The sequence below is a fragment of the Streptomyces sp. Ru73 genome, from assembly GCF_002920575.1.
Lineage (GTDB): Bacteria > Actinomycetota > Actinomycetes > Streptomycetales > Streptomycetaceae > Streptomyces.
In genome coordinates this window covers 19,573-43,826 of record NZ_PQSQ01000016.1, presented here as the reverse complement: position 1 = coordinate 43,826, position 24,254 = coordinate 19,573, and the positions used below count along the sequence as shown (strand labels likewise).

The window sequence follows — 24,254 nt, the reverse complement described above, 5'->3', positions numbered from 1 at the left end:
AACTCCCGGCGCCCGCCGAGCGTTCTTCCCCCGTACGACGGCCGCTGAACGGGTGACGCCCGTCCCCCGGTTGCCCGCTCCCCCGGCGGGCAGGCGTGCGCCGTGGCACCATCCGAACCAGTCGGATGGTCGGTCCAGAGCGGAGGTGCGAGGTGCGGGGACGGTTCCGGCGGTCGATGGGGACGGTGGCGTTGCTCGGCGCCGCCGCCGTGGCGCTGCCCGCGGCTCCCGGGTACGCGGCGGCCCGGCCCGCGGCGCCGCCCGACATCCCCGTGAGCGAGCTGCTGACCCGGCTGCAGAAGCTCTACCAGCAGACGGAGGCGGCCACCGAGGCGTACAACGCCACCGAGGAGGACCTCAAGGCGCAGGCGAAGCTGTCCAAGAAGCTGGACGGGCGGCTGAAGGCGGCGCGCGCGAACCTGGCGGAGGGCCGCGCCGACGCCGGCCGGCTGGCCCGGGAGCAGTACACCGGCTCCGGGCCCGGCGGCCTCTCCCCGTACGTGCAGTTCCTGCTCTCCAAGGACCCCGAGCAGGCCCTGGACCGCGGCCACCTGCTCAAGGAGGCGGCCGGCCACCAGGCCGACACCGTCACCCGGCTCGCGGGCAGCGCCAAGAAGGCCGACAAGCTGGCGACCGAGGCGAAGCGGGCGCTGGACAAGAAGAAGTCACTGGCCGACAAGCGGAAGAAGCAGAAGGCCAAGGTGGAGAGCCGGCTGCGCGAGGTGGAGGCGATGCTCTCCTCGCTCTCCGCCGACCAGCTGGCGGAGCTGAGCCGGCTGGAGCAGGCCGGGATGAAGGACGCGCAGAAGGCGCTCCTCGGCTCCGGCAAGCTCGGCGGCCCGCACGCCCCCTCCGAGGAAGGCCAGCGCGCCATGGCGTACGCGCTGACGCAGGTCGGCAAGCCGTACGTCTGGGGCGCCGAGGGCCCGGACTCCTTCGACTGCTCCGGGCTCACCTCCCAGGCGTGGGCGCACGCGGGCAAGCCGATCCCGCGCACCAGCCAGGAGCAGTGGAAGCAGCTGCCGCACGTCAGCCTGCGCGAGCTGCGCCCCGGCGACCTGGTGATCTACTTCCCCGGCGCGACGCACGTGGCGCTCTACCTCGGCAACGGCATGGTCGTCCAGGCCCCGCGCCCCGGCGCCGAGGTCAAGGTCTCCCCGATCGCCGCCAACCCCCTGCTCGGCGCCGTCCGCCCCGACGAGGGCGCACCCGGCCTCAAGGACTACACCCCGCCGGAGATCCCCGACGGCGCCCAGGACGGCTCCGACACGGGCTACGGCGACCCGACGGCCCCGGCGAACTGACCCCCGGCGGCGCGCCCCCGCCCACACGAAACGGCGGCCGCGGCTCCCCCCGAGGGAGCCACGGCCGCCGTTCCCGTCCGAGCCGCCGCCCGAGCGCCCTCAGGCGCCCAGCGACGCGAGGTACGCGTTGGTCTTCTCGGGCTCGTAGAAGAAGTTCTCGAAGTCGGAGGGGTCGTTGAAGCCATTGGCGAAACGATCGGCCGCGGGCTGGAGCTGGCCGGCCGCGCCGATGAGGTTCAGCACGTGCTCCGGCGGCGGCGCCAGCATGGCGTTCGTCCACTTGGTGACGTGCTGCGCGGTGGCCCAGTACCGGTCGAAGGTGGCCTGCATCCAGTCCCGGTCGAACGGCTTGTCACCGTGCTCGAGGATCGAGTCCAGGTACGCCTTGGCGCACTTGGAGGCGGAGTTCGAACCCTGGCCCGTGATCGGGTCGTTGGCCACGACCACGTCGGCGACGCCGAGCACCAGGCCGCCCGAGGGCAGCTGGCCGATGGGGTTGCGGACGGTCGGCGCGTACCGGCCGGCCAGCGTGCCGTTGGCGTCGGTCAGCTCGACCTTCGTGGAGCGCGCGTACTCCCACGGCACGAACTTCTCCAGCAGCTCCAGGGTGAGCGCCAGGTGCTCGTTGGGGTCCTTCACGCCCTGGAAGGCGTCCAGCGGACCGCCGGGGATGCCCTCCCAGAAGAGGATGTCGGCACGGCCCGAGGTGGTGAAGGTCGGCATCACGAAGAGCTCGCCGACGCCGGGCACGAGGTTGCAGCGCACCGCGTCGAACTCGGGGTGCTCCGGGCGGGGGCCCATGCCGTGCACGTACGCGACGGCCAGCGCGCGCTGCGGGGTGTCGTACGGGGAACGCGAGGCGTCCCGGCCGAACATGGACACCAGCTCGCCCTTGCCCGCCGAGACCAGCGTCAGGTCGTAGCGGGAGGCGAAGAAGTCGAGGTCGGAGACGGCGGCGCCGTGGATGACGAGCTGGCCGCCGCGCTGCGCGAAGGTCTCCATCCAGCCGGCCATCTTCACGCGCTGGTCGACGGACTGGGCGTAACCGTCGAGCTTGCCGACCCAGTCGATGGCGCGCTGCGTGCCCTCGGGGGACTCGTGGCTGCCGGGCGCGGCGACGGAGACGCCGAGGCCCTCGATGCGCGGTGCCTGGCTCTCCCAGAAGTTGATCTGCAGGTCGCGCTCGTACTGGAGGGCGGTGTGGAACATGCACTGCGTGGACATGACCCGGCCGGAACGGATCTCGTCGGCGGTGCGGTTGGACATGAGGGTGACCTCATAGCCCTTGGACTGGAGACCAAGGGCCAGCTGGAGCCCGGACTGCCCGGCTCCGATGATGAGTATCTTCCGCATGGTTGTGCTCTTCTCTGGTTGGGCTCGCGACGGTGCGAACCTATTCGGGGGTCAACTCCAGGGCATGCGCGACGAGAGTGAGCAAGGACTCCACCACCGTGATCCGCTGACGCGCGTCCATGATCACCACGGGCACGTCGGGCGGTACGGAAAGGGCCTCGCGCACATCCTCCGCCGCGTATTCGGCGGTCCCCTCGAAGTGGTTGACGGCGACGACGTACGGCAGACCGCAGCTCTCGAAGTAGTCCAGAGCGGGGAAGCAGTCCTCCAGCCGTCGGGTGTCCGCCATCACTATCGCGCCGATGGCACCCCGGACCAGGTCGTCCCACATGAACCAGAACCGCTGCTGACCGGGCGTACCGAAGAGGTACAGGACGAGGTCCTGGTCGAGCGTGATGCGGCCGAAGTCCATCGCGACCGTGGTCGTGGTCTTCTCCGGGGTGGCCGTCAGGTCGTCGGTGTCCTCGCTGGCCTGCGTCATCACCGCTTCGGTCTGCAGCGGCGTGATCTCGGAGACCGACCCGACGAAGGTCGTCTTGCCGACGCCGAACCCGCCGGCCACCACGATCTTGGTGGCGATGGGGGCCTGCGTACGGTCCGTCTGCCAGCTCTGCAGCCCCTCGTCGGCGGCAGGCGTCCCGGCGCTCGCCGTCATCGTCTCAGAGCCTGCGAAGTCCACTCAGCACCCTCTCAAGCAGCGCGCGGTCGGGCTGGCCGGTACCGTGACCGGAGCCGTAGACGCGGATCTTTCCCTGGTCGGCGAGGTCGCTGAGCAGGACGCGGACCACGCCCAGCGGCATCTTGAGCAGCGCGGAGATCTCCGCGACGGACCGCATCCGGCGGCACAGTTCGACGATGGCGCGCATCTCCGGCATGACCCGGTCGGCCCAGCCGCCCGAGGTCAGCTCCCGGCGCTCCTCCGGCGCGTCCAGCGCGGCCACGAAGGTCTCCACGAGCAGGACGTGACCGAAGCGGGTGCGGCCGCCGGTGAGCGAATACGGCCGCACGCGCGCGGGTTTCTTGTCCCCGCCTCGCGTGGGGAGTTTGGGTGCGGTACTCACTGGACGCTCTCCATCGACTTGCGCAGCTCGCTGCGGAGTTCGGGGGTGAGGACATGGCCGGCCCGGCCGACGAAGAGCGCCATGTGGTACGCGACGACGCTCATGTCGCAGTCGGGGGTCGCATGCACGCCGAGCAGCGAACCGTCGCTGATGTAACTGACGAACAGACTGCCCTCGTCCATGGCGATCATCGTCTGCTTGACCGTGCCGCCGTCCATCAGCTTCGCCGCGCCGTTGGTGAGGCTGCCGACGCCGGAGACGATGGTGGCCAGGTCGGCGCTGGAACCCCGCGGGCCGCGCGGACCGGCCTCAGCGGGCCCGTCCGCCAGCACCGGGTCGGAAGCCAGCAGCAGCAGTCCGTCGGACGACACGACGGCGACCGAGCGGATGCCCGGCACCTCGTCGACCAGATTGGACAACAACCACTGCAGATTCCGGGCCTGGCTGCTCAGTCCGTAAGCAGTGGGCGCTTGCGCCTTCAATCGCGTGCCTCCTCGACAACGTGACTCTCTTCCGGGGCCCCCGCTCCGTCGGTGTCCGTTTCTGGCATGGTCTGGTCGGCCGTGCGCTCCGCGATCTCGGCGGCCACGTCACGCCGGCCCTCACGCGCCCCCTGCTGGAACCCGCCGAGCCGGCGCCGCAGCGCCTCGGCGTTCACCCCGCCGCCCTGCCGCGGCGCGCTCGGCGGCCGCTGCGCCACGACCCGCGGCGTGCGCTTGGGCAGGCCCATGTCGGTGAGCCGGCGCACGGGCGGCTCCTCGTCGGCCTCGGCCCGGCTGTGCTCCGCGGCGCCCGCCTCGTACGGGGACGGCGCGGCGGCCGGGGTCTCGTCGGCGACGTACGGCGAGTGACCGGCCGGCGCGGCCGCGGTGTCCGGCTCGCCGTCGGGGTCACCGGAGAAGTCCGGCACGCCGGGACGCACGGGACCGCTCCGGCGCGCGGGGCCCGTCGGGCCGGAGGGCGCGGCGGGGCCGGACGGTGCCGCGGGCGCGGCGGGCGCGGCGGGCGCCTGCGGTGCCTGGGCGGCCGGGGTCTGCGGTGCCTGCGCCTGCGGTGCGGCCGGATTGCCCGGAGCGCCCGTGCCCGGCCGGCCCGGCGTTCCCTGGTCCGTGCCCAGGCCCGCCGCGTCGATCGTCCGCTCCGCCGCCTCGATCAGCGGGTCGCCGGCCGGGGCCGGAGCCGGGGCGGCGCCTTCCCCGTGCGGACCGGGCTGCACGGTCGGCAGGGGATCGGTGAGGGGGTCGCCCGTCGGAGCCGGCGCGGGCTGCTGGACCTGCTGCGGCTGAGCCGGCTGCTGCGGCTGCTGCGCCTGGCCCTGCTGTCCCTGCTGCTCCTGGCCCTGCTGCTGGGGCAGGGCGCGCTGGCCGCGGGCGGGCAGCGCGTTGGAGTTGGCCTCAGCGACCGAGCCGGGCAGGCTCGGCCCGGACTGCACCGTGCCGGGCTGCGCGGTCGCGGCCGGGGTGGGGCGGGTCGGCAGGATGGACTTGGGCAGCACCACGACGGCGGTGACCCCGCCCTGCTGCTGGTCGCGCAGCTGGACGCGGACGCCGTGCCGCGCTGCGAGCCGTACGACCACGTACAGGCCGAGGCCGAGCGCCTCGTCGACGGTCTCGGAGGAGGTCGCGGCCTCCGGGTCCGCCAGCCGCTGGTTCAGCTCCGCCATCCGCTCGGCGGTCATCCCTATGCCCTGGTCCTGCACGGAGAGCATCAGCTCGCCGCTCTCCAGCAGCCAGCCGGACAGCTCGACATGGGCGTCCGGCGGGGAGAACGCCGTGGCGTTGTCCAGCAGCTCGGAGATCAGGTGGCTGACGTCGTCGGCGGCGAACCCGGCGACCTGGGAGTGCGGCGGCAGCGACTGGATGCGCACCCGCTCGTACCGCTCGATCTCGCTGATCGAGGCGCGCAGCACGTCGAGCAGCGGCACCGGCACGGCGTTGTGGTTGCTGTGCTCGGAGCCGGACAGGACGAGGAGGTTCTCGCTGTTCCGGCGGACGCGGGCGGCGAAGTGGTCGAGCTTGTAGAGGGTGTCCAGGCGCTCGGGGTCCTGCTCCTTCTCCTCCAGGCTCTCGATGACCGCGAGCTGCCGCTCGACCAGGCCGACCGTGCGCATGGCGAGGCTGACGAAGCGGTTGTTCACGCCGGAACGCAGCGCGGCCAGCCGCTCGGTGAGGTCGGCACGCTCCTCCAGCAGGACGTCCCGCTCGGCGGCCAGCCGCTTGCGGCCGTTCGCCATCCGGGCCCGCTCGGCCTCCGCCTCGGCGGCCTTCTTGGCCAGCTCGGCGACCTGGGCGTGCAGCGCGTTGACCGAACGCACGGTCTCCGCGTACTCGTCGTTGCGGCCCTTGTACTCGACGGGCCGCTCGTCGGCGGGGTCCTTGGCGACCCGCGCGGCCCCGCGGCGCAGCGCGGACAGCGGCTGGGTCATCGTGCGCGCGGCCCAGATGCTGATGCCGACGGCGAGCAGCAGGCAGAGGCCGACCAGCCCGATGCGGATCTCCAGCGAGGTGACGTCGTCGTCCCGGAGCGTGCCCATGGACTTCACGTCGGCGGTGGTCAGCGAGGACTCCACGCTGCGCATCAGGCCGATGCGGGTGGTGAGCGTGGTGCGGATGCGCTCGCGGTTCAGCTGGAGGTCGAGGGGGGTCAGCCGCGGCCGGCCGGTGAGCCGGGTGAGGTAGCGCTCGGCGGTGTCGACGTCGGTGCCGTTGACGGTCCGGTCGTAGCTGTCGCGGGAGTGCGCGTCGGCGGTCTGCCGGAAGTCGGCGATCGCGGCCTGCGCCCGTACGTGCGCCTGCTGCGCGGCGGCCGACAGGTCGGGCTGCTGTCCGCCGCTCGCCAGCGCGGCGAGCAGCAGTCCGCGGGTCGCGGAGGCCTCTTCGGTGGCGCGCGCGAGGAGCGGCAGCCCCTGCGCGTGGGAGCCGGCGGCGAGCGCGCGGGGCGGCACCTTGCGGGCGATCCCGGTCGAAATGGCGTCCAGTGCCTGAATGGTGGCACTGTAGGACTTGAAGGTGTCCAGGGCGGTGCCCCGGCCCGTCAGTCCCTCCTGACGCACCTTGGGCAGCGTCTCGAGCGCCTTGCCGGCCTCGGCGAACGCCGTGGTCTCGGCGGAGCTCTCGGCCGCCTCGGCGCGCAGGTCCTTGATCTGCCGGTCCACGCGGGCCCGCTGGGCCTCCGAGACACCGCCGCCGTTCTGCGTGGTGCGGCCCGCCGCGACGTACGCCGTCATGGCGTCGCGCTCGTCGGCGAGGGAGTGGGACAGGGTCACCGCGCGGGCGTTCAGCTCGCCGAGGTCGACCAGCTCCTGTGCGCCGTCCACGTCCTGTGTCGCCGAGGCGATGACGGGCGTGCCGACCGCGAGGACGGCGACGGCGACGACCGCCACGGCCCCCACGAGCCTGTTGCGCACCCGCGCGCGGCGTCCGCCCGCGCGGTCACCGTCCGTACCGGGCCTGGCCGGGCCGGCCGGTGTTCCCGGCTCCACCACGTCACCCCGAAGCCGCTTCTTCCGCACCGCTGCTCGCAATCCTGTCTCGCCTGCCCACGCCGTGTGGCCTTGCGGACCCGGCCGTCCTCCCCCGGAGGGCGGACCTGCGACGTGTCCGCAGCACCTCACGCCCCCGCCGGGAGCCTGGCCGGCTGTGCGCGTTCCGGTGAGCGAGTGGCCCACCCCATGATCCGGAATACGACCATTTCACCGGCGCCGCGCGGTGGCCCGGCAACGCCTGCCCGGCCACCTGAATGAGTGAACATCAATCGGAAGTTGACCATCAACTTCCGCTGTGAGGCGCAACAGTAGGCCATCGGCGGGCGGGTTTGGAGAACCGTCCGGGTCCTGGCAGGATGCCCGCCCGCATTTTCCGGGAGCACGTTTCCGCGGCCCCGCGGCCCGGCGCGGGCGGCGTACCGCTCCGCGCGCCGGGAGCGGCACCTTCCGGCCACCCTCGTGCCCCGCTCCGGCATGCTTGCCCGCATGCGCATCGAACTCGCCACGGACCCCGGCGACCCCCAACGCCCCAATGAGGACTACGCATCAGTAGCGCTGCCTGCGTCCGGGGAGGGTGGCGTGCTCGTGCTGCTCGACGGGGTGACCCCGCCGCCGGAGGACTTCGGGTGCCGCCACGACGTGCCGTGGTTCACCGCGCGCCTCGGGGGCGCGATGCTCGAACTGTCCGGTTCGCTCCGCGACATGACGCTCACTGAGGCGCTCGCCGAGGCCATCCGGCGCACCGCCGCGGCCCACCGCGACACCTGTGACCTTTCTCACAGCAGGACTCCGCAGGCAACGGCCATCGCCGCGCGGTGGTCCCCGTACGCCGTGGAGTACCTGGTGCTGTCCGACTCGGCGCTGCTCGTCGAGGCGCCGGACGGGACGGTCGAGGCGGTGCTCGACCGGCGCCTGCAGCAGCTGCCCGCTGCGGTCGGCGAGCTGCGTGCCGCGGTACGGGCCCTGCCGGACGGTTCCGCCGAACGGGCGGCGGCGGCCCGGGAGTACGTCGCCGCGGTCGAGGCGCTGCGCAACGCCGAGGGCGGCTTCTGGACCGCGGCCGCCGATCCGTCCGTGGCGGCGCGCGCGGTCACCGGCACGGTGCCGCGCGACCGGGTCCGCTCGCTGACCGCGCTGAGCGACGGGGCCGGGCGCTGGGCGGAGGTCTTCCGGGAGGGCTCCTGGGCCGACTGCCTGGGCGTGGTGCGCAAGGAGGGGCCGCAGGGGCTCATCGACCGGGTGCGGGCGGCGGAGCGGGCGGACGCCGACCGGCTCGCCTTCCCGCGCGGCAAATTGCACGACGACGCGGCGGTGGTGCACGCGGAGCTGTAGCCGCGCGGGTGGCGGCCGTGGGGGCGTGGCCGGTGCCGCGCCCGGCGTCAATCCTCCGCCGCGTCCGGTCCCCGGTCCTGCCCGGGCTGCGGCTCCTGCTCCGCCTCCTGCTCCTGTTCGTCGTTCAGCCGGTGGAGCAGCCGCGCCAGTTCGGCGATCTCGCCGCGGTCCCAGGCGGCGAGCCGGCGGGCATAGCGGTCGCGCCGGGCACTGCGTACGCGGGTGAAGCGGGCCAGCCCCTCGTCGGTGAGCCGGACCAGGACGGCGCGCCCGTCGGCCGGGTCCTTCTCGCGGGCCACCAGGCCGAGGTCGTCCAGCGCCCGCAGCTGACGGCTGATGGTGGCCTTGCCGACGCCGAAGTAGCAGGCCAGCTCGGTGGCCCGCTGCTCGCCCGCGTCGGCGAGCCGGACCAGCAGGCCGTACGCCGAGGGCTCCAGGTCCGGGTGGACCTCGCGGGCCATCTCGCCGGAGGAGGCGCGGGCGCGGCGGAGGAAAACCGCCAACTCGTGTTCCAGCGAAAGGAACAGGTCGTCGATGCCGTCGGGCCGCCGCGCCGCCGCCCCGTCGGTTCCGGTGTTGTGCACGTCAGCGCCCTTTCCCGTTTTCCGGACGATGGAAGAATTTTTCAGCGGCGGCCGATTCCGCAGCTGAGCCAGTATTTCGCAGGATTGGACCACTGGAATCACCTGGTCCCCCTTTCCGCCTCTGGTCTACGCGCGTATCGTCATTTATGGCATGACCACACCAAGTCAGGACGGACGGTCGGCCTCCCCCCTCAGGTCCCACCGAGATCTTCGGAGTCACGTATGCGCGTGCACAGATCCGGCCCGGCCCGCCACCGCAGGCACCCCCTCGCCACGGTGGCCGGAATCCTCCTCACCCTTCTCGCCCTGGTCTGCGGCACCGCGGGCACCGCCTCCGCCGCGGCACCCGCGGGCACCCCCGCCAAGGACGCCCCCGAGCCCACCCATCCCGGCCAGGACTGGGCCGGCTCGCAGATCGCCGAGCACGAGGGCGGCACCGGCCTGCCGGTCGCGCCGTCGGTCACGGCGTCCGTCGAAGGAGTGGACGTCAGCGGCCATCAGGGGAACGTCGCCTGGTCGACGCTGTGGAACAGCGGGGCGAAGTTCGCCTACGTCAAGGCGACCGAATCCACCAGCTACATCAACCCGTATTTCGCTCAGCAGTACAACGGGTCCTACAACGTGGGCATGATTCGCGGCGCGTACCACTTCGCCACGCCCAACACCTCCAGCGGCGCCGCGCAGGCCAATTACTTCGTGGACCACGGCGGCGGCTGGTCCCGGGACGGCAAGACGCTGCCCGGCGCGCTCGACATGGAGTACAACCCGTACGGCCAGGTCTGCTACGGGATGAGCGCAACGGCGCTGGTCAACTGGATGAAGGACTGGTTCGCGACGTACAAGGCGCGGACCGGACGGGACGCGGTGCTCTACACCTCCACCAGCTGGTGGAAGCAGTGCACCGGCAACTACGCGGGCTTCGGCAGCACCAACCCGCTGTGGATCCCGCGGTACGGCTCCTCCGTCGGTGAACTCCCGGCCGGCTGGGGCTTCCACACCATCTGGCAGTACACGTCCACCGGGCCCACCGTGGGCGACCACAACCTCTTCAACGGCGCGTACGACCGTCTCCAGGCGCTCGCGAACGGGTAAGAGGAGGACAGGGCTCCCCCACCGTGCCGTGCGGCCCGCGCCGGGCTCCTCCCGCGGGCCCGCACGGCACGGTGCCCTGTCTCCCCCTCCCCTTTGCGCGTCTTCGAAAGAGGCTCCCCCCTATGCGCATACGCCGGTGCACCCTGCTGCTCTCCACGCTCGGCGCGGCCCTCGCGTTGGCCGTGCCCTCGACCGCCACGGCCGCCTCCGCCCCGACCGACGACCGCCGCCACTACGACCTCGACCACGCGGGCTCCACAATCCGCGCCCACGAAGGCGGCGCCGCGCCGGGCACGGCCGCGCAGCCGCTCGCCGGGGTGGCCGGCATGGACGTCAGCAGCCACCAGGGCGCCGTGGACTGGCCCGCCGCCTGGCGTGCCGGGGCGCGGTTCGCCATCGTCAAGGCCACCGAGGGCACGAGCTACCGGAACCCGAAGTTCGGGCAGCAGTACGGCGGTTCCTACAACGCCGGAATGGTCCGGGGCGCGTACCACTTCGCGATCCCCAGCTCCTCCTCCGGCGCCGCGCAGGCCAACTTCTTCGTCGACAACGGCGGCGGCTGGAAGGCGGACGGCCGGACCCTGCCGCCCGCGCTCGACATCGAGTACAACCCGTACGGCAGCATGTGCTACGGCCTGAGCCAGGCGGCCATGACGCGGTGGATCCGCGACTTCAGCGCGACGGTGCACGCGCGGACCGGCCGCCACCCGCTGATCTACACCGCCACGAACTGGTGGCGCACCTGCACGGGCGACAACGCGTCCTTCGGCGCTGACCACCCGCTGTGGATCGCCCGCTACGCGTCCTCCCCCGGCCCCCTCCCGGCCGGCTGGCCGGCCCACACCATCTGGCAGCACGCCGACAGCGGCCGCTTCCCCGGCGACCAGAACGTCTTCAACGGCTCCCTCACCCAACTGCGCGAGCTGGCCACGGGGTGAGCGCGCGGCTCAGCCGCGTTCGAACTCGTCGGTGGTGATCTCCAGACCGACGTCGGTGGTGGTCAGATCGACCGGCATACCGAAGGTGACCGTGAGGTCGTTGGTGTACTCGCCTTCCTTCGGCAGCGTGTACAAGTGGCACTTGCCGACGTACGGGTCGACCACGAGGTACACGGGCACGCCGGCCGTCGCGTAGGCGGTGAGCTTGGGGCCGTAGTCGTTGCGCGCGGTGTCCTTGGAGATCACCTCCGCGACGAACTCCACGTCCTCGCAGGTCCAGCGGCCTTTGCTCGACTTCGTCGCGCCGTCCTTCACGACGGTGACGTCCGAGCAGAGGCCGTTCAGCCCGCCCGGGTAATCGATCCGGACGTCGGACTTGATCCGCTTGCGGGGGTACTTCGCCCGCAGCTGGTCATAGATGCCGGCGATGATGTCCCAGTGGTTGTCCCGCTGCGGCGACGTGTAGACGGTCCCCTCGACGATCTCGGCCTTGTAGCCCTCGGGGACAGGCATCCGCTCCAGCCGCTCGAACATCTCGTCCAGGCGGCTCTCGTCGATGTCGGCCATCTCGATCTCGATCCTGCAGTCGGACTCTGTGATGGTCATCGTGCGCTCCTCCCCGCCGCCATGAATGCGGCAGCCGCGCAGTACAACGATACGCACGGTGACCAGGAAACGAGCGAGGCCCGGCACTCCTTGAAGAAGAGTGCCGGGCCTCGTCAGGTGTTCGCGGCCGTCAGGCCGCTACCGGGACCTCCGGCGACGTCGGGGCCGAGGCCGGGGTCAGGGCCAGTTCGAGGACCTGGCGGACGTCGGAGACCGGGTGGACGTCGAGCTTTTCCAGGATCTCGGCGGGGACGTCGTCGAGGTCCGGCTCGTTGCGCTTGGGGATGATCACCGTGGTGATCCCCGCGCGGTGCGCCGCGAGCAGCTTCTGCTTGACGCCGCCGATGGGCAGCACCCGGCCGGTGAGCGAGACCTCGCCGGTCATGGCGACGTCCGGGCGGACCTGGCGGCCGGAGAGGAGCGACGCCAGCGCGGTGGTCATGGTGATGCCCGCGCTCGGGCCGTCCTTCGGCACCGCGCCCGCCGGGACGTGCAGGTGCACGCCGCGGTCCTTCAGGTCGCCGACGGGCAGCTCCAGCTCCGCGCCGTGCGAGCGGAGGAAGGAGAGGGCGATGTGCGCCGACTCCTTCATCACGTCGCCCAGCTGGCCGGTGAGCTGGAGGCCCGAGCCGCCGGTCTCGGCGTCGGCGAGCGACGCCTCGACGTAGAGCACGTCGCCGCCGGCACCGGTCACGGCGAGGCCGGTGACCACACCCGGCACGGCCGTACGCCGCTCCTCCGGGTCCTGCGCGGACTCGGGGACGTGGTGCGGCCGGCCGATCAGCGGGCGCAGCTCTTCCGTGCCGACCGTGAAGGGCAGCTCGCGCTCGCCCAGCTCGTGCTGCGCGGCGATCTTGCGCAGCAGCCGGGCGATGGCGCGCTCGAGGTTCCGCACGCCCGCCTCGCGGGTGTACTCGCCGGCGAGCTTGCGCAGCGCCGCGTCCTCGATCACGACCTCGCCGCTCTCCAGCCCGGCCTTCTCCAGCTGACGCGGGAGCAGGTGGTCGCGGGCGATGGTGACCTTCTCGTCCTCGGTGTAGCCGTCCAGCCGGACCAGGTCCATGCGGTCCAGGAGCGGCTCCGGGATCGCTTCGAGGACGTTGGCCGTGGCGAGGAAGACCACGTCGGAGAGGTCGAGCTCGACCTCCAGGTAGTGGTCGCGGAAGGTGTGGTTCTGCGCCGGGTCCAGGACCTCCAGGAGGGCCGCGGCGGGGTCGCCGCGGAAGTCGGAGCCGACCTTGTCGATCTCGTCGAGCAGGATGACCGGGTTCATCGAGCCGGCCTCCTTGATCGCGCGGACGATGCGGCCCGGCAGCGCGCCGACGTACGTACGCCGGTGGCCGCGGATCTCCGCCTCGTCCCGGACGCCGCCGAGCGCGACGCGGACGAACTTGCGGCCCATGGCGCGCGCGACGGACTCACCCAGCGAGGTCTTGCCGACGCCGGGCGGGCCGGTCAGGGCCAGCACGGCACCGCCGCGGCGGCCGCCGACCAGGCCGAGGCCGCGGTCGGCACGGCGCTTGCGGACGGCCAGGTACTCGGTGATGCGCTCCTTGACGTCGTCCAGGCCCGCGTGGTCCGCGTCCAGCACGGCGCGGGCGCCCTTGATGTCGTACGCGTCCTCGGTGCGCTCGTTCCACGGGAGCTCCAGGACGGTGTCCAGCCAGGTGCGGATCCAGGAGCCCTCGGGGCTCTGGTCGCTGGACCGCTCCAGCTTGTCGACCTCCTTGAGGGCGGCCTTGCGGACCTCCTCGGGCAGGTCGGCGGCCTCCACGCGGGCGCGGTAGTCGTCGCTCTCGTCGTCGGAGTCGCCGTTCAGCTCGGACAGCTCCTTGCGGACCGCCTCCAGCTGGCGGCGGAGCAGGAACTCGCGCTGCTGCTTGTCGACGCCCTCCTGGACGTCCTTGGCGATGGACTCGGCGACGTCCTGCTCGGCGAGGTGCTCGCGCAGCGCCTCGGTGGCGTCCTTCAGGCGGGCCACCGGGTCGGTGGTCTCCAGCAGGCGCACCTTCTGCTCGGTGGACAGGAAGGGTGAGTAGCCGGAGTTGTCGGCGAGCTGGCCGACGTCCTCGATCTGCTGGATGCGGTCCACGACCTGCCAGGCGCCGCGCTTGCGCAGCCAGCTGGTGGCCAGGGCCTTGTACTCCTTGACCAGCTCGGCGACCTGGCCGGGCAGCGGGTCGGGCACGGTCTCCTCGACCGTGGTGCCCTCCACCCAGAGGGCGGCGCCGGGGCCGGTCGTCCCGGAGCCGATCTTCACACGGCCCAGGCCGCGGATGAGCGCGCCGGGGTCGCCGTCGGACAGCCGGCCGACCTGCTCGACCTTGCCGAGCGTGCCGATGCCGGCGTAGGTGCCGTCGACCCGTGGAACGAGCAGCACCCGTGGCTTGTTACCGGGAGCGGCGGCGGCCTGCGCGGCCTCCACCGCGGCGCGTACTTCGGTGTCGGACAGGTCCAGCGGCACCACCATGCCGGGCAGCACGACCTCGTCGTCGAGGGGCAGCACGGGCAGGGTGAGCGGTGTGGACGTCGAAGCCATGATCTCCCCTTCGGCAGGCAAGTTGAGCTGTACTCACTCAATGCTCATGAGCCCGTGGATGTTCCCCCGCCGTGTTCGCTGTGAGCGATCAGGCCGGAAGCGGGGATGGCGGCGGCCCCGGAGCCCGGCGCGCGGCCCGCCGCGGCTCGTAGGGTGGGGGCCGCCCGGACCGCACCGACCCCGGAAGGACCGCACCCATGTCAGCCCCCTACGAGACCGACGAGGCGCCCGTCACGCTGGAGCGCCGGGACGGGCCGTACGGAGAGGTGGTGCTGCGGCGGCGGGGCCCGCACTTCGAGATCATCGCCAACGGGTGCTTCCTGATGGACACCTCGGACGGCCGGTCGGAGCGGCTGCTGATCGACGCCGCGCTGGCGGCGCTGCCGGCGGACCGCGCGCGGCCTTCCGTACTGATCGGCGGCCTGGGCGTCGGCTTCTCACTGGCCCGCGCCGCCGACGGGCCGCGCTGGGGCCGGATCACGGTCGTCGAGCGCGAGGGCGCGGTCGTCGACTGGCACCGCGACGGGCCGCTGGACGCGGTGTCGGGCCCGGCGCTGGCCGACCCGCGCACCGAGATCGTGCAGGCGGACCTGGTGGCGTACGTGCACGAGGGCGCGGGCGCCGACACCTACGACGCGCTCTGTCTGGACATCGACAACGGCCCGGACTGGACCGTCACGGAGGACAACGACAGCCTCTACTCGCCCGCCGGCCTGGCCGCCTGCCGGGACCGGCTGACGCCCGGCGGAGTGCTCGCCGTGTGGTCGGCGCAGCCGTCAGCGCGCTTCGAGGACGCTCTCCGGAATGTGGGCTTCAGCGAGGTTCGCACCGAAGAGATCCCCGTTGTCCGAGGCGTCCCCGACGTGGTCCACCTCGCGAGGAAACGCGCGTAGCCGCGGGTCACATCGTGCCTTTACGCTGCTGCCAGCAGTGTGCGACCAGCCGGTACACCCGGTCAGCACGCCGACACAACCAGTCAGTAACGCGACCACGCACGGGGAACTTCAGGGGCGGGCGATGGACCAGACTCAGACCACCCACGGCGCCGCGGCGGCGGCCACGCCCGGCGCGCAGCGGCGGGTGCTCGTCGTCGAGGACGACCCGACGATCGTGGACGCCATCGCCGCCCGGCTGCGCGCCGAGGGCTTCCAGGTGCAGACGGCCGTCGACGGCCCGTCCGCCGTGGACACCGCCGAGGCGTGGCAGCCCGACCTGCTCGTCCTGGACATCATGCTGCCGGGCTTCGACGGCCTGGAGGTGTGCCGCCGGGTGCAGGCCCAGCGGCCGGTCCCGGTGATGATGCTCACCGCGCGGGACGACGAGACGGACATGCTGGTCGGCCTGGGCGTCGGCGCCGACGACTACATGACCAAACCGTTCTCCATGCGGGAGCTGGCCGCACGGGTCCACGTCCTGCTGCGCCGCGTGGAGCGGGCCGCGCTCGCCGCGCACACCCCGCGCAGCGGCATCCTGCGCCTGGGCGAGCTGGAGATCGACCACGCGCAGCGGCGGGTCCGGGTGCGCGGCGCCGACGTGCATCTCACTCCCACCGAGTTCGACCTGCTGGTCTGCCTGGCCAACACCCCGCGCGCCGTGCTCTCCCGTGAGCAGCTGCTGGCCGAGGTCTGGGACTGGGCGGACGCCTCCGGCACCCGTACGGTCGACAGCCACATCAAGGCGCTGCGCCGGAAGATCGGCGCCGAGCGGATCCGTACGGTGCACGGCGTCGGGTACGCGCTGGAGACCCCGCCGGCATGAGGTCGCCCCTTCCCCTGGCGCGTGAGCTCTGGCAGCGGGCCTGGGAGGCGATGCGCCCGCTCGATCCGTACCGGTCGGTCAAGGCGGCACTCGGCGCGCTGGTCACCGTTTCGGTGATCATCACCACCCTGCTGGTCCTGGTCGCGTTCCACTCGGCGACGGAGCTGCGGGTCATCACGGTCTTCTCGATCATCGCCTCGCTGCTGATCACCCAGTTCGTCGCGCAGGGCCTGACCGCTCCGCTGGACGAGATGACGGACGTGACGCGGGCGATGGCCGCCGGGGACTACACCCGGCGGGTGCGCGGCGGCCGCCGGGACGAGTTCGGCGAGCTGGCCGACGCCTTCAACACGATGGCCGCCGACCTGGAGGCGGTGGACACCCACCGCAAAGAGCTGGTCGCCAACGTCTCGCACGAGCTGCGCACCCCGATCGCCGCGCTGCGCGCCGTGCTGGAGAACGTCGTCGACGGGGTCTCCGAGGCCGATCCGGAGACGATGCGGACCGCGCTGCGGCAGACGGAGCGGCTGGGCCGGCTGGTCGAGCACCTGCTGGACCTCTCCCGGCTGGACAACGGCGTCATCCCGCTGCACGCCCGCCGCTTCGAGGTCTGGCCGTACCTCTCCGGGGTGCTGAAGGAGGCCAATATGAGCCGCAGCGCCTCCACGCTGGCCATCGGGTCCAGCCACCACAGCCGTACGGACGTCCACCTGCACCTGGACGTCTCGCCGCCGGAGCTGACCGCGCACGCGGACGCCGAGCGGCTGCACCAGGTCGTCGCCAACCTGATCGACAACGGCATCAAGCACAGCCCGCCGCACGGCCGGGTGACCGTACGGGCGCGCCGCGGCGAGGGCCCCGGCAGCCTGGTCCTGGAGGTGCAGGACGAGGGCCCGGGCATACCGGCGTCCGAGCGGCACCGGGTCTTCGAGCGGTTCAACCGCGGCGGCCCCCAGCCGTCCGGTCCGGGCACCGACGGGGGCACGGGACTGGGCCTGGCGATCGCGCGCTGGGCGGTGGATCTGCACGGCGGACGCATCGGGGTGGCCGAATCCCCACGTGGCTGCCGCATCCGCGTCACCCTTCCGGGGACCGGTCAGCCCCGTTCTTGACGCTCGGTGACGTAGGGTCGGTGGTGGAACCACTCATTCGGGGTGTTCCCCGTGTCCCCGCCGGGGGTGCGATGGCGATACCCCCTGCCCAGGCGCGAGCGAACCACGCATGTTTCCCGCCAACTCGTTCCCCGAAACCCGCCGCCAAATGTGACGTGCGCGACGAGTACCCCTCCCGGACTGCAGCATTGGTCGACAGAGGCGTAGCCTTTATTCCCGCTGTCCACCACCTTTAGGAAGCGGAAGAGGGCGGTTGCCGCCGTGTCGCCACAGTCCCCCAACACTTCGAGTGCCTCGACCGACCAAGACGGGCAGGGCAAGAACCCTGCTGCCGGATTCGGTGCGAACGAGTGGCTCGTCGACGAGATCTACCAGCAGTACCTCCAGGACCCGAACTCGGTAGACCGAGCCTGGTGGGACTTCTTCGCCGACTACAAGCCGGGTGCCCCGGTAACGTCGGGCACCCCTGCCGACGAGGCCAAGCCGGCCGCGCCGGCGGCTCCGCCGGCCAAGCCGGCGGCTGCCGCCCCGGCCGCGCCCGCGAAGCCTGCCGAGGCCAAGCCCGCGCCCGCCAAGGCCGAGCCCGCGAAGGCCGCTCCGGCCAAGGCCGAGGCCAAGCCCGCCACGAAGCCCGCGCCGGCCAAGGCCGCTCCGAAGGCGGACGCCAAGCCGGCCGCCGAGGCGCCCGAGGGTCCGGAGTACGTCACTCTGCGTGGCCCCTCCGCCGCCGTGGCGAAGAACATGAACGCCTCGCTGGAGCTGCCCACGGCCACGTCCGTGCGCGCGGTCCCCGTGAAGCTGCTGTTCGACAACCGCATCGTCATGAACAACCACCTCAAGCGCGCCCGCGGTGGGAAGGTCTCCTTCACCCACCTCATCGGGTACGCCATGGTGCAGGCGCTCAAGGCGATGCCCTCGATGAACTACTCGTTCACCGAGAAGGACGGCAAGCCCACGCTGGTCAAGCCGGACCACGTGAACCTCGGCCTCGCCATTGACCTGGTGAAGCCCAACGGTGACCGCCAGCTCGTCGTCGCGGCCATCAAGAAGGCCGAGACCCTCACCTTCTTCGAGTTCTGGCAGGCCTACGAGGACATCGTCCGCCGCGCCCGCGTCGGCAAGCTGACGATGGAGGACTTCACCGGCGTCACCGCGTCGCTGACCAACCCCGGCGGCATCGGCACCGTGCACTCCGTGCCGCGCCTGATGCCCGGCCAGGGCCTCATCATCGGCGTCGGCGCGATGGACTACCCCGCGGAGTTCCAGGGCACCTCGCAGGACACCCTGAACCGCCTGGGCGTCTCCAAGGTCATGACGCTGACCAGCACGTACGACCACCGCGTGATCCAGGGCGCCGCCTCCGGCGAGTTCCTGCGCATCATGAGCCAGCTGCTGCTCGGCGAGAACGACTTCTACGACGACATCTTCAAGTCGCTGCGGATTCCGTACGAGCCCGTCCGCTGGATGAAGGACATCGACGTCAGCCACGACGACGATGTCACCAAGGCGGCCCGGGTCTTCGACCTGATCCACGCCTACCGGGTGCGCGGCCACGTCATGGCCGACACCGACCCGCTGGAGTACCGCCAGCGCAAGCACCCCGACCTGGACATCACCGAGCACGGCCTCACCCTGTGGGACCTGGAGCGCGAGTTCGCGGTCGGCGGCTTCTCCGGCAAGTCGATGATGAAGCTCCGCGACATCCTCGGCGTGCTGCGCGACTCGTACTGCCGCACCACCGGCATCGAGTACATGCACATCCAGGACCCCAAGCAGCGCAAGTGGCTGCAGGACCGCCTGGAGCGCCCGCACACCCCGCCGGAGCGCGACGAGCAGCTGCGCATCCTGCGCCGCCTGAACTCCGCCGAGGCCTTCGAGACCTTCCTGCAGACGAAGTACGTCGGCCAGAAGCGCTTCTCGCTGGAGGGCGGCGAGTCCGTCATCCCGATGCTCGACGCGGTCATCGACTCCGCTGCCGAGGCGCGGCTGGACGAGGTCGTCATCGGCATGGCCCACCGCGGCCGGCTGAACGTCCTCGCCAACATCGTCGGCAAGTCCTACGCGCAGATCTTCCGCGAGTTCGAGGGCAACCTCGACCCGAAGTCGATGCACGGCTCCGGCGACGTGAAGTACCACCTGGGCGCCGAGGGCACCTTCACCGGCCTGGACGGCGAGCAGATCAAGGTCTCGCTCACCGCCAACCCCTCCCACCTGGAGGCCGTCGACCCGGTCGTCGAGGGTGTCGCCCGCGCCAAGCAGGACATCATCGGCAAGGGCGGCACGGACTTCACGGTCCTCCCCGTCCAGCTGCACGGTGACGCCGCGTTCGCCGGCCAGGGCGTGGTCGCCGAGACGCTGAACATGTCGCAGCTGCGCGGCTACCGCACCGGCGGCACGGTCCACATCGTCATCAACAACCAGGTCGGCTTCACCGCCGCGCCGGAGTCGGCCCGCTCCTCCATGTACGCCACCGACGTGGCCCGCATGATCGAGGCGCCGATCTTCCACGTGAACGGTGACGACCCGGAGGCCGTGGTGCGCGTCGCGCGCCTCGCCTTCGAGTTCCGCCAGGCGTTCAACAAGGACGTCGTCATCGACCTGATCTGCTACCGCCGCCGCGGTCACAACGAGTCGGACAACCCGGCCTTCACCCAGCCGCTGATGTACGACCTGATCGACAAGAAGCGCTCGGTGCGCAAGCTCTACACCGAGTCCCTCATCGGTCGCGGCGACATCACGCTGGAGGAGGCCGAGCAGGCGCTGCAGGACTTCCAGGGCCAGCTGGAGAAGGTCTTCACGGAGGTCCGCGAGGCCACCACGACGCCGATGGCGCCCGAGGTCCCGCAGCCGCAGGCCGAGTTCCCCGTCCACGTGGACACCGCGGTCTCCCAGGAGGTCGTGAAGCGGATCGCCGAGTCCCAGGTCAACATCCCCGAGCGGGTCACCGTCCACCCGCGCCTGCTGCCCCAGCTGCAGCGCCGCGCGGCCATGGTCGAGGACGGCACGATCGACTGGGGCATGGGCGAGACCCTGGCCATCGGTTCGCTGCTCATGGAGGGCACCCCGGTCCGGCTCGCCGGCCAGGACTCCCGCCGCGGCACCTTCGGCCAGCGCCACGCGGTCCTCATCGACCGCGAGACCGGCAACGACTACACGCCGCTGCTCTACCTCTCCGAGGACCAGGCCCGCTTCAACGTCTACGACTCGCTGCTCAGCGAGTACGCGGCGATGGGCTTCGAGTACGGCTACTCCCTCGCCCGGCCGGAAGCGCTGGTCATGTGGGAGGCGCAGTTCGGTGACTTCGTGAACGGCGCGCAGACCGTGGTGGACGAGTTCATCTCCTCCGCCGAGCAGAAGTGGGGCCAGACCTCCGGCGTCACCCTGCTCCTGCCGCACGGCTACGAGGGCCAGGGCCCGGACCACTCCTCGGCCCGCATCGAGCGGTTCCTGCAGCTGTGCGCGCAGAACAACATGACCGTCGCGATGCCGACGCTCCCCTCCAACTACTTCCACCTGCTGCGCTGGCAGGTGCACAACCCGCACCACAAGCCGCTGGTCGTCTTCACCCCGAAGTCGATGCTGCGTCTGAAGGCCGCGGCGTCGAAGACGGAGGAGTTCACCACCGGCGGCTTCCGCCCGGTGATCGGCGACAGCACGGTCGACCCGAACGCCGTCCGCAAGGTCCTCTTCTGCTCCGGCAAGGTCTACTACGACCTGGAGGCGGAGCGGCAGAAGCGCGGCGCGAACGACACGGCGATCGTCCGCATCGAGCGGCTGTACCCGCTGCCGGGCAAGGAGCTGCAGGCGGAGATCGCCAAGTTCCCGAACGCCGGCAAGTACCTGTGGGTCCAGGAGGAGCCCGCCAACCAGGGCGCCTGGCCGTTCCTCGGCCTGAACCTGATCGACCACCTGGACCTGGCGGTCGGCGCCGACATCCCGCACGGCGAGCGTCTGCGCCGCATCTCGCGGCCGCACTCCTCGTCGCCGGCCGTCGGCTCCGCCAAGCGGCACCAGGCCGAGCAGGCCCAGCTCATCGCCGAGGCGTTCGACGCCTGAGCCACGGCTGAGCACCGCCTGAGCCACCGGCTCCACGGCACCTGAAGGGGCGGGTCCCACCGAAGCGATTCGGTGGGACCCGCCCCTTCGGCGTGCGCGCCCCGGCGGCGTACGGCGTCAGATCGTCAGCGGCTCGAAGTCGCGGAACTGGTACGGCGGCAGGTCGGCATCGGCGGAGCGGGCGTTGTGCGCCAGGTCCAGGGTCCACGGGTGGCCGGGGCCGACCGCGACCTCCATGGCGGGCACGGCGCGGGCGAGGGAGCCCAGGGCCGCGTCCCGGTCGCCCGTCGCGAGCAGCGCCAGGGCGTGGTTGGCGTCGCTGCCGACGGTGTACGGGTGGGCGGCTCCGAGCAGGTCGCGGTAGGCCGCGTAGGTGCGCTCGGCCACGGCCACGGCCCGCTCGGGGTCGCCGGACTCGCGCTCCAGGCAGCCGAAGCCGGCCGCGATCATCAGCGTGAGCGGGTCCCGGCGGCCCAGCAGCCGCACCGACCGGTCCAGGAGCGCCTCCATGCCCTGCCGGGCCCGCTCCCCCTGTCCCGCGCCCCGGCGGCAGAGTGCCAGGCCGTGTCCGGCGCGCAGCGACTGCGGGTGGTCGGCGCCGAGCACCCGCTGGTGGCCGCGGACGTTCCGCTCCTGGACCGCCAGCGCCTGGTCGATGCGGCCGGTGAGCCGCAGGTCCGTGGCGTGGTGCAGCTCGGAGTAGAGCGTCCAGGGGTGGCCGGGGCCGAGCACCTGGCGGCGGGCCAGCAGCGTCCGCTCGTCCAGCTCCCGCGCCTGGTCGTGGGCGCCGAGCAGCCGCAGCGAGACGGCGAGGTTGTTCTGCGCGGCGAGGGTGCGGGGGTCGTGCTCGCCGAAGGTCTGCCGGCTGCCGTCCAGCACGTACCGGGAGAGCTCCAGCGCCTCCTGGAGGCGGGCGAGGCCGCGCAGGTCGGCGGCGAGCCCGGCGGCGGCGCGCAGGATCTCGGCGTCCGGGGTGCCCCGCCGGCCGAGCAGCCGCTCCAGCGCGGGCCGGTCCAGCGCCTCGCAGGCGGCGTACTGGCCGGTGGCGCGCAGCAGGTTGGTGTGCTCGTGGAGCAGGTCCAGGCGGCGCGGGTGGTCCTCGGCCAGCAGGCGCCGCCAGCCGTGCTCGGCGCGCCGGGCGAGGGCCAGGCCGGTGTCCTGGGCGCCGGTGAGGTAGGCGTAGCGCAGGCAGTGGAGTACGGGCCCCGCGGTCTCGGCGGGGTCGGCGTCCAGCGCGCCGGAGGGCAGCAGGTGCGGCAGCAGCGCGGCGTACGCGGGCCAGTGGGCCGGCTCGTCGGGGCTGCCGGGGTCGGCGGCGGCGAGCGCGCCGCGGACGGCGCCGGCGTACCGCTCCCGCTCCGTCGCGGGGATGCCCTCGCGGACCAGGAGGCGGACCATGCGGTGCAGGTGGACGCTCTCCACCTCGGTGCCGGCGGCGTTCTCCGCTGCCTCCACGACGGAGTAGCGGGCGAGCAGCCGCAGGGCGTCCTGGAGCCGCCGGTGGTCGCCGGTGACGGGGGTGAAGTCGCCGCGTACCCGGGCGAGGAGGTCCACCGGGACGGTGCCGGGCGCGAGGACGGCGCAGAGCCGCAGCAGTTCGGCGGCGTCCGGCGCGGTCTCGGCGATGCGGTCGAGCAGGGCCGTCCAGGCCGCGGCGAAGGTCATCGGGAAGTCGTCGGCGACGACGGTGCGGGCGTTGCCGATGCCGCCCTCCAGCAGCCGCAGGTAGCGGGTGACGCTCATGTCGGAGTCGTTCAGCCAGCCGGCCGTCTGGTCCAGGAGGAGCGGCAGGTCCTCCAGCGCGGCGGCCAGCCGGCCTGCGTCCTCGGCGGTCAGCCGCGGGGCGCGGCGGCGTACGAAGGCGACGCTCTCCGGGCGGTCGAAGACGGGGACCGGGAGCAGCAGGGTGTTGTAGGTGTCCCAGGAGCTGTTGCGCGAGGTGATCAGTACGTGCCCCGAGCCGCTGGGCAGCAGGTCCGCGACGGCGGCCGGGTCGTCGGCGCCGTCCAGGACGAGCAGCCAGCGGCGGTGGGGCTCGCCGCGGCGCAGCGCGTCGACGACCGCGCGCAGCCGCTCCTCCGGGCGGGTGCGCAGCCCGAGTTCCGGGGCGAGCGCCGCCATCTTGCGCCGGGCCCGGTCGCCGTCGCCCGCGTTGACCCACCAGACCACGTCGTACTCGGTGGCGAAGCGGTGCACGTACTCGGCGGCCAGCTGGGTCTTGCCGACGCCCGCCATGCCCAGCAGGGTGCAGACGGCGGCGCCGCGCACGGAGCGCTCCAGGCGGCGGTGGATGAGGGCGAGGAGCGCGGCGCGGCCGGTGAAGCGCGGGTTGCGGCGCGGCACGCCGCCCCAGACGGCGGGCGCGTCCAGCGGGAAGCGGGGGCCGCCGGGGCCGGGCGCCGGGGTGTCCGGGAGGCCGAGGCGGCGCAGCAGGAGGCGTTCGGCGTGCAGCGCGCCGGCCTCGGTGAGCTGCGCGGGGCCGAGCGCTGCCGCGCCGGCCGGGAGGTTGCCGGGGTCGGTGACGGAGACGGCGGTGAAGCGGCCGGGGTGGGCGGCGGTGACGGCGGCGAGCGCGGTGTCCCACTCGCGGCCTGTGCGGACGCCGGGCTGGAAGTAGCCGGCGCTGAAGACGAGCAGTATCCGGCCGCCGGAGAGGGTGAGGCCGCCGAGCGCGGAGCGCAGTTCCATGGCGGCGGGCGGGTCCCAGTGGTGCAGCGGGGCGCGCAGTCCGTGCCGTTCGAGGCGGTCGGCGATCCAGTCGCCCCAGGCACGGCTGTCCCCGGCGACGCTGACGGTGACCCGCGGCCCGGCCGGCGGCCCCGGGCGCACCGGCCGGGCGGGCCGCGGGACCCGGGTGGTCCCGCCCGTCGGCCGCTGCGGGAAGGTCGACTCCGCCGGCTGCGCCATACGGTCCTGCTCTCCTGGTGAAGGGACCGTCGATACGGCCCTGTTCTTCCGTATCCCACCGGGCCGTACCACCGTGAGCGCATTTCGGCCCAGTGCGGCGGGGCGGCGGCCGCACCGCCGCCGCTGAC

17 protein-coding genes are annotated in these 24,254 nt (G+C 72.6%); 8 read left to right on the top strand and 9 right to left on the bottom strand.

What is annotated here, in order from left to right; all coding sequences use genetic code 11:
- Window positions 1-152 precede the first annotated feature (152 nt).
- Window positions 153-1,304 (top strand): NlpC/P60 family protein, encoded by a 1,152-nt coding sequence (locus C3486_RS10335; RefSeq protein ID WP_258052695.1) that lies wholly within the window; start codon window positions 153-155, stop codon window positions 1,302-1,304.
- A 99-nt stretch (window positions 1,305-1,403) separates the two neighbouring features.
- Here the strand turns inward: C3486_RS10335 and C3486_RS10330 are convergent, their stop codons facing one another.
- Genes C3486_RS10330 through C3486_RS38520 form a run of 5 tightly spaced genes read right to left on the bottom strand, consistent with a single transcriptional unit; the run spans window position 1,404 to window position 7,229 of the window.
- The gene (locus C3486_RS10330) at window positions 1,404-2,657 is read right to left on the bottom strand and encodes a styrene monooxygenase/indole monooxygenase family protein (RefSeq protein ID WP_103832321.1); all 1,254 of its coding nucleotides are present in this window, start codon (window positions 2,655-2,657) and stop codon (window positions 1,404-1,406) included.
- A 40-nt stretch (window positions 2,658-2,697) separates the two neighbouring features.
- Entirely contained in the window at window positions 2,698-3,312 is a 615-nt protein-coding gene (locus tag C3486_RS10325) for an ATP/GTP-binding protein (RefSeq protein ID WP_103832320.1), read from the bottom strand.
- Window positions 3,313-3,316: 4 nt separating this feature from the next.
- A complete protein-coding gene (locus C3486_RS10320) occupies window positions 3,317-3,718 on the bottom strand; it encodes a DUF742 domain-containing protein (protein WP_052865165.1) in 402 nt (133 codons plus the stop codon).
- Window positions 3,715-4,200 (bottom strand): roadblock/LC7 domain-containing protein, encoded by a 486-nt coding sequence (locus tag C3486_RS10315; protein ID WP_103832319.1) that lies wholly within the window; start codon window positions 4,198-4,200, stop codon window positions 3,715-3,717. Before C3486_RS10315 ends, C3486_RS10320 begins: the two co-directional genes overlap by 4 nt.
- Window positions 4,197-7,229: a nitrate- and nitrite sensing domain-containing protein gene (locus C3486_RS38520; RefSeq protein ID WP_103832318.1), complete on the bottom strand. Its 3,033-nt coding sequence runs from the start codon at window positions 7,227-7,229 to the stop codon at window positions 4,197-4,199. The genes C3486_RS10315 and C3486_RS38520 overlap by 4 nt, the downstream gene beginning before the upstream one ends.
- Before the next feature lie 459 nt (window positions 7,230-7,688).
- On the opposite strand from C3486_RS38520, the gene C3486_RS10305 reads away from it, so the two are divergent.
- Window positions 7,689-8,534 (top strand): protein phosphatase 2C domain-containing protein, encoded by an 846-nt coding sequence (locus C3486_RS10305; RefSeq protein ID WP_103832375.1) that lies wholly within the window; start codon window positions 7,689-7,691, stop codon window positions 8,532-8,534.
- A 47-nt stretch (window positions 8,535-8,581) separates the two neighbouring features.
- On the opposite strand, the gene C3486_RS10300 is transcribed toward C3486_RS10305, so the two are convergent.
- Window positions 8,582-9,118, bottom strand: a complete 537-nt coding sequence (locus C3486_RS10300; RefSeq protein ID WP_103832317.1) for a MarR family winged helix-turn-helix transcriptional regulator — start codon at window positions 9,116-9,118, stop codon at window positions 8,582-8,584.
- Window positions 9,119-9,340: 222 nt separating this feature from the next.
- Here C3486_RS10300 and C3486_RS10295 point away from each other — a divergent pair, with 222 nt between their 5' ends.
- Complete coding sequence (locus tag C3486_RS10295) at window positions 9,341-10,210, top strand: lysozyme (RefSeq protein ID WP_103832316.1); 870 nt, start codon at window positions 9,341-9,343, stop codon at window positions 10,208-10,210.
- A 122-nt stretch (window positions 10,211-10,332) separates the two neighbouring features.
- Window positions 10,333-11,148: a lysozyme gene (locus tag C3486_RS10290; RefSeq protein ID WP_103832315.1), complete on the top strand. Its 816-nt coding sequence runs from the start codon at window positions 10,333-10,335 to the stop codon at window positions 11,146-11,148.
- Window positions 11,149-11,157: 9 nt separating this feature from the next.
- Here the strand turns inward: C3486_RS10290 and C3486_RS10285 are convergent, their stop codons facing one another.
- Window positions 11,158-11,754: a Uma2 family endonuclease gene (locus tag C3486_RS10285; RefSeq protein WP_103832314.1), complete on the bottom strand. Its 597-nt coding sequence runs from the start codon at window positions 11,752-11,754 to the stop codon at window positions 11,158-11,160.
- A 130-nt stretch (window positions 11,755-11,884) separates the two neighbouring features.
- On the bottom strand, window positions 11,885-14,293 hold the full coding sequence (gene lon, locus C3486_RS10280; RefSeq protein WP_103832313.1) for an endopeptidase La: 2,409 nt from the start codon (window positions 14,291-14,293) through the stop codon (window positions 11,885-11,887).
- 197 nt (window positions 14,294-14,490) lie between these two features.
- On the opposite strand from lon, the gene C3486_RS10275 reads away from it, so the two are divergent.
- The 4 genes from C3486_RS10275 (at window position 14,491) to C3486_RS10260 (ending at window position 21,219) form a co-directional block, all read left to right on the top strand.
- Entirely contained in the window at window positions 14,491-15,186 is a 696-nt protein-coding gene (locus tag C3486_RS10275) for a spermidine synthase (protein ID WP_103832312.1), read from the top strand.
- A 124-nt stretch (window positions 15,187-15,310) separates the two neighbouring features.
- Window positions 15,311-16,051, top strand: coding sequence for a response regulator transcription factor (locus tag C3486_RS10270; protein ID WP_030258798.1), 741 nt, complete (start codon window positions 15,311-15,313; stop codon window positions 16,049-16,051).
- Window positions 16,048-17,163: an ATP-binding protein gene (locus C3486_RS10265; RefSeq protein WP_103832311.1), complete on the top strand. Its 1,116-nt coding sequence runs from the start codon at window positions 16,048-16,050 to the stop codon at window positions 17,161-17,163. The genes C3486_RS10270 and C3486_RS10265 overlap by 4 nt, the downstream gene beginning before the upstream one ends.
- 261 nt (window positions 17,164-17,424) lie before the next feature.
- Entirely contained in the window at window positions 17,425-21,219 is a 3,795-nt protein-coding gene (locus C3486_RS10260) for a multifunctional oxoglutarate decarboxylase/oxoglutarate dehydrogenase thiamine pyrophosphate-binding subunit/dihydrolipoyllysine-residue succinyltransferase subunit (protein ID WP_103832310.1), read from the top strand.
- 117 nt (window positions 21,220-21,336) lie between these two features.
- Here C3486_RS10260 and fxsT read toward each other — a convergent pair whose 3' ends face one another.
- The gene (fxsT, locus tag C3486_RS10255) at window positions 21,337-24,126 is read right to left on the bottom strand and encodes an FxSxx-COOH system tetratricopeptide repeat protein (protein ID WP_103832309.1); all 2,790 of its coding nucleotides are present in this window, start codon (window positions 24,124-24,126) and stop codon (window positions 21,337-21,339) included.
- Window positions 24,127-24,254: the final 128 nt, after the last annotated feature.

Excerpts from the sequence above, each read along its gene's own strand:
- C3486_RS10330 (WP_103832321.1), bottom strand. The coding sequence starts at position 2,657 with ATGCGGAAGATACTCATCATCGGAGCCGGGCAGTCCGGGCTCCAGCTG.
- C3486_RS10305 (WP_103832375.1), top strand. The coding sequence starts at position 7,689 with ATGCGCATCGAACTCGCCACGGACCCCGGCGACCCCCAACGCCCCAAT.
- C3486_RS10275 (WP_103832312.1), top strand. The coding sequence starts at position 14,491 with ATGTCAGCCCCCTACGAGACCGACGAGGCGCCCGTCACGCTGGAGCGC.
- C3486_RS10285 (WP_103832314.1), bottom strand. The coding sequence starts at position 11,754 with ATGACCATCACAGAGTCCGACTGCAGGATCGAGATCGAGATGGCCGAC.
- C3486_RS10295 (WP_103832316.1), top strand. The coding sequence starts at position 9,341 with ATGCGCGTGCACAGATCCGGCCCGGCCCGCCACCGCAGGCACCCCCTC.
- lon (WP_103832313.1), bottom strand. The coding sequence starts at position 14,293 with ATGGCTTCGACGTCCACACCGCTCACCCTGCCCGTGCTGCCCCTCGAC.
- C3486_RS10325 (WP_103832320.1), bottom strand. The coding sequence starts at position 3,312 with ATGACGGCGAGCGCCGGGACGCCTGCCGCCGACGAGGGGCTGCAGAGC.
- C3486_RS10270 (WP_030258798.1), top strand. The coding sequence starts at position 15,311 with ATGGACCAGACTCAGACCACCCACGGCGCCGCGGCGGCGGCCACGCCC.
- fxsT (WP_103832309.1), bottom strand. The coding sequence starts at position 24,126 with ATGGCGCAGCCGGCGGAGTCGACCTTCCCGCAGCGGCCGACGGGCGGG.
- C3486_RS10290 (WP_103832315.1), top strand. The coding sequence starts at position 10,333 with ATGCGCATACGCCGGTGCACCCTGCTGCTCTCCACGCTCGGCGCGGCC.
- C3486_RS10265 (WP_103832311.1), top strand. The coding sequence starts at position 16,048 with ATGAGGTCGCCCCTTCCCCTGGCGCGTGAGCTCTGGCAGCGGGCCTGG.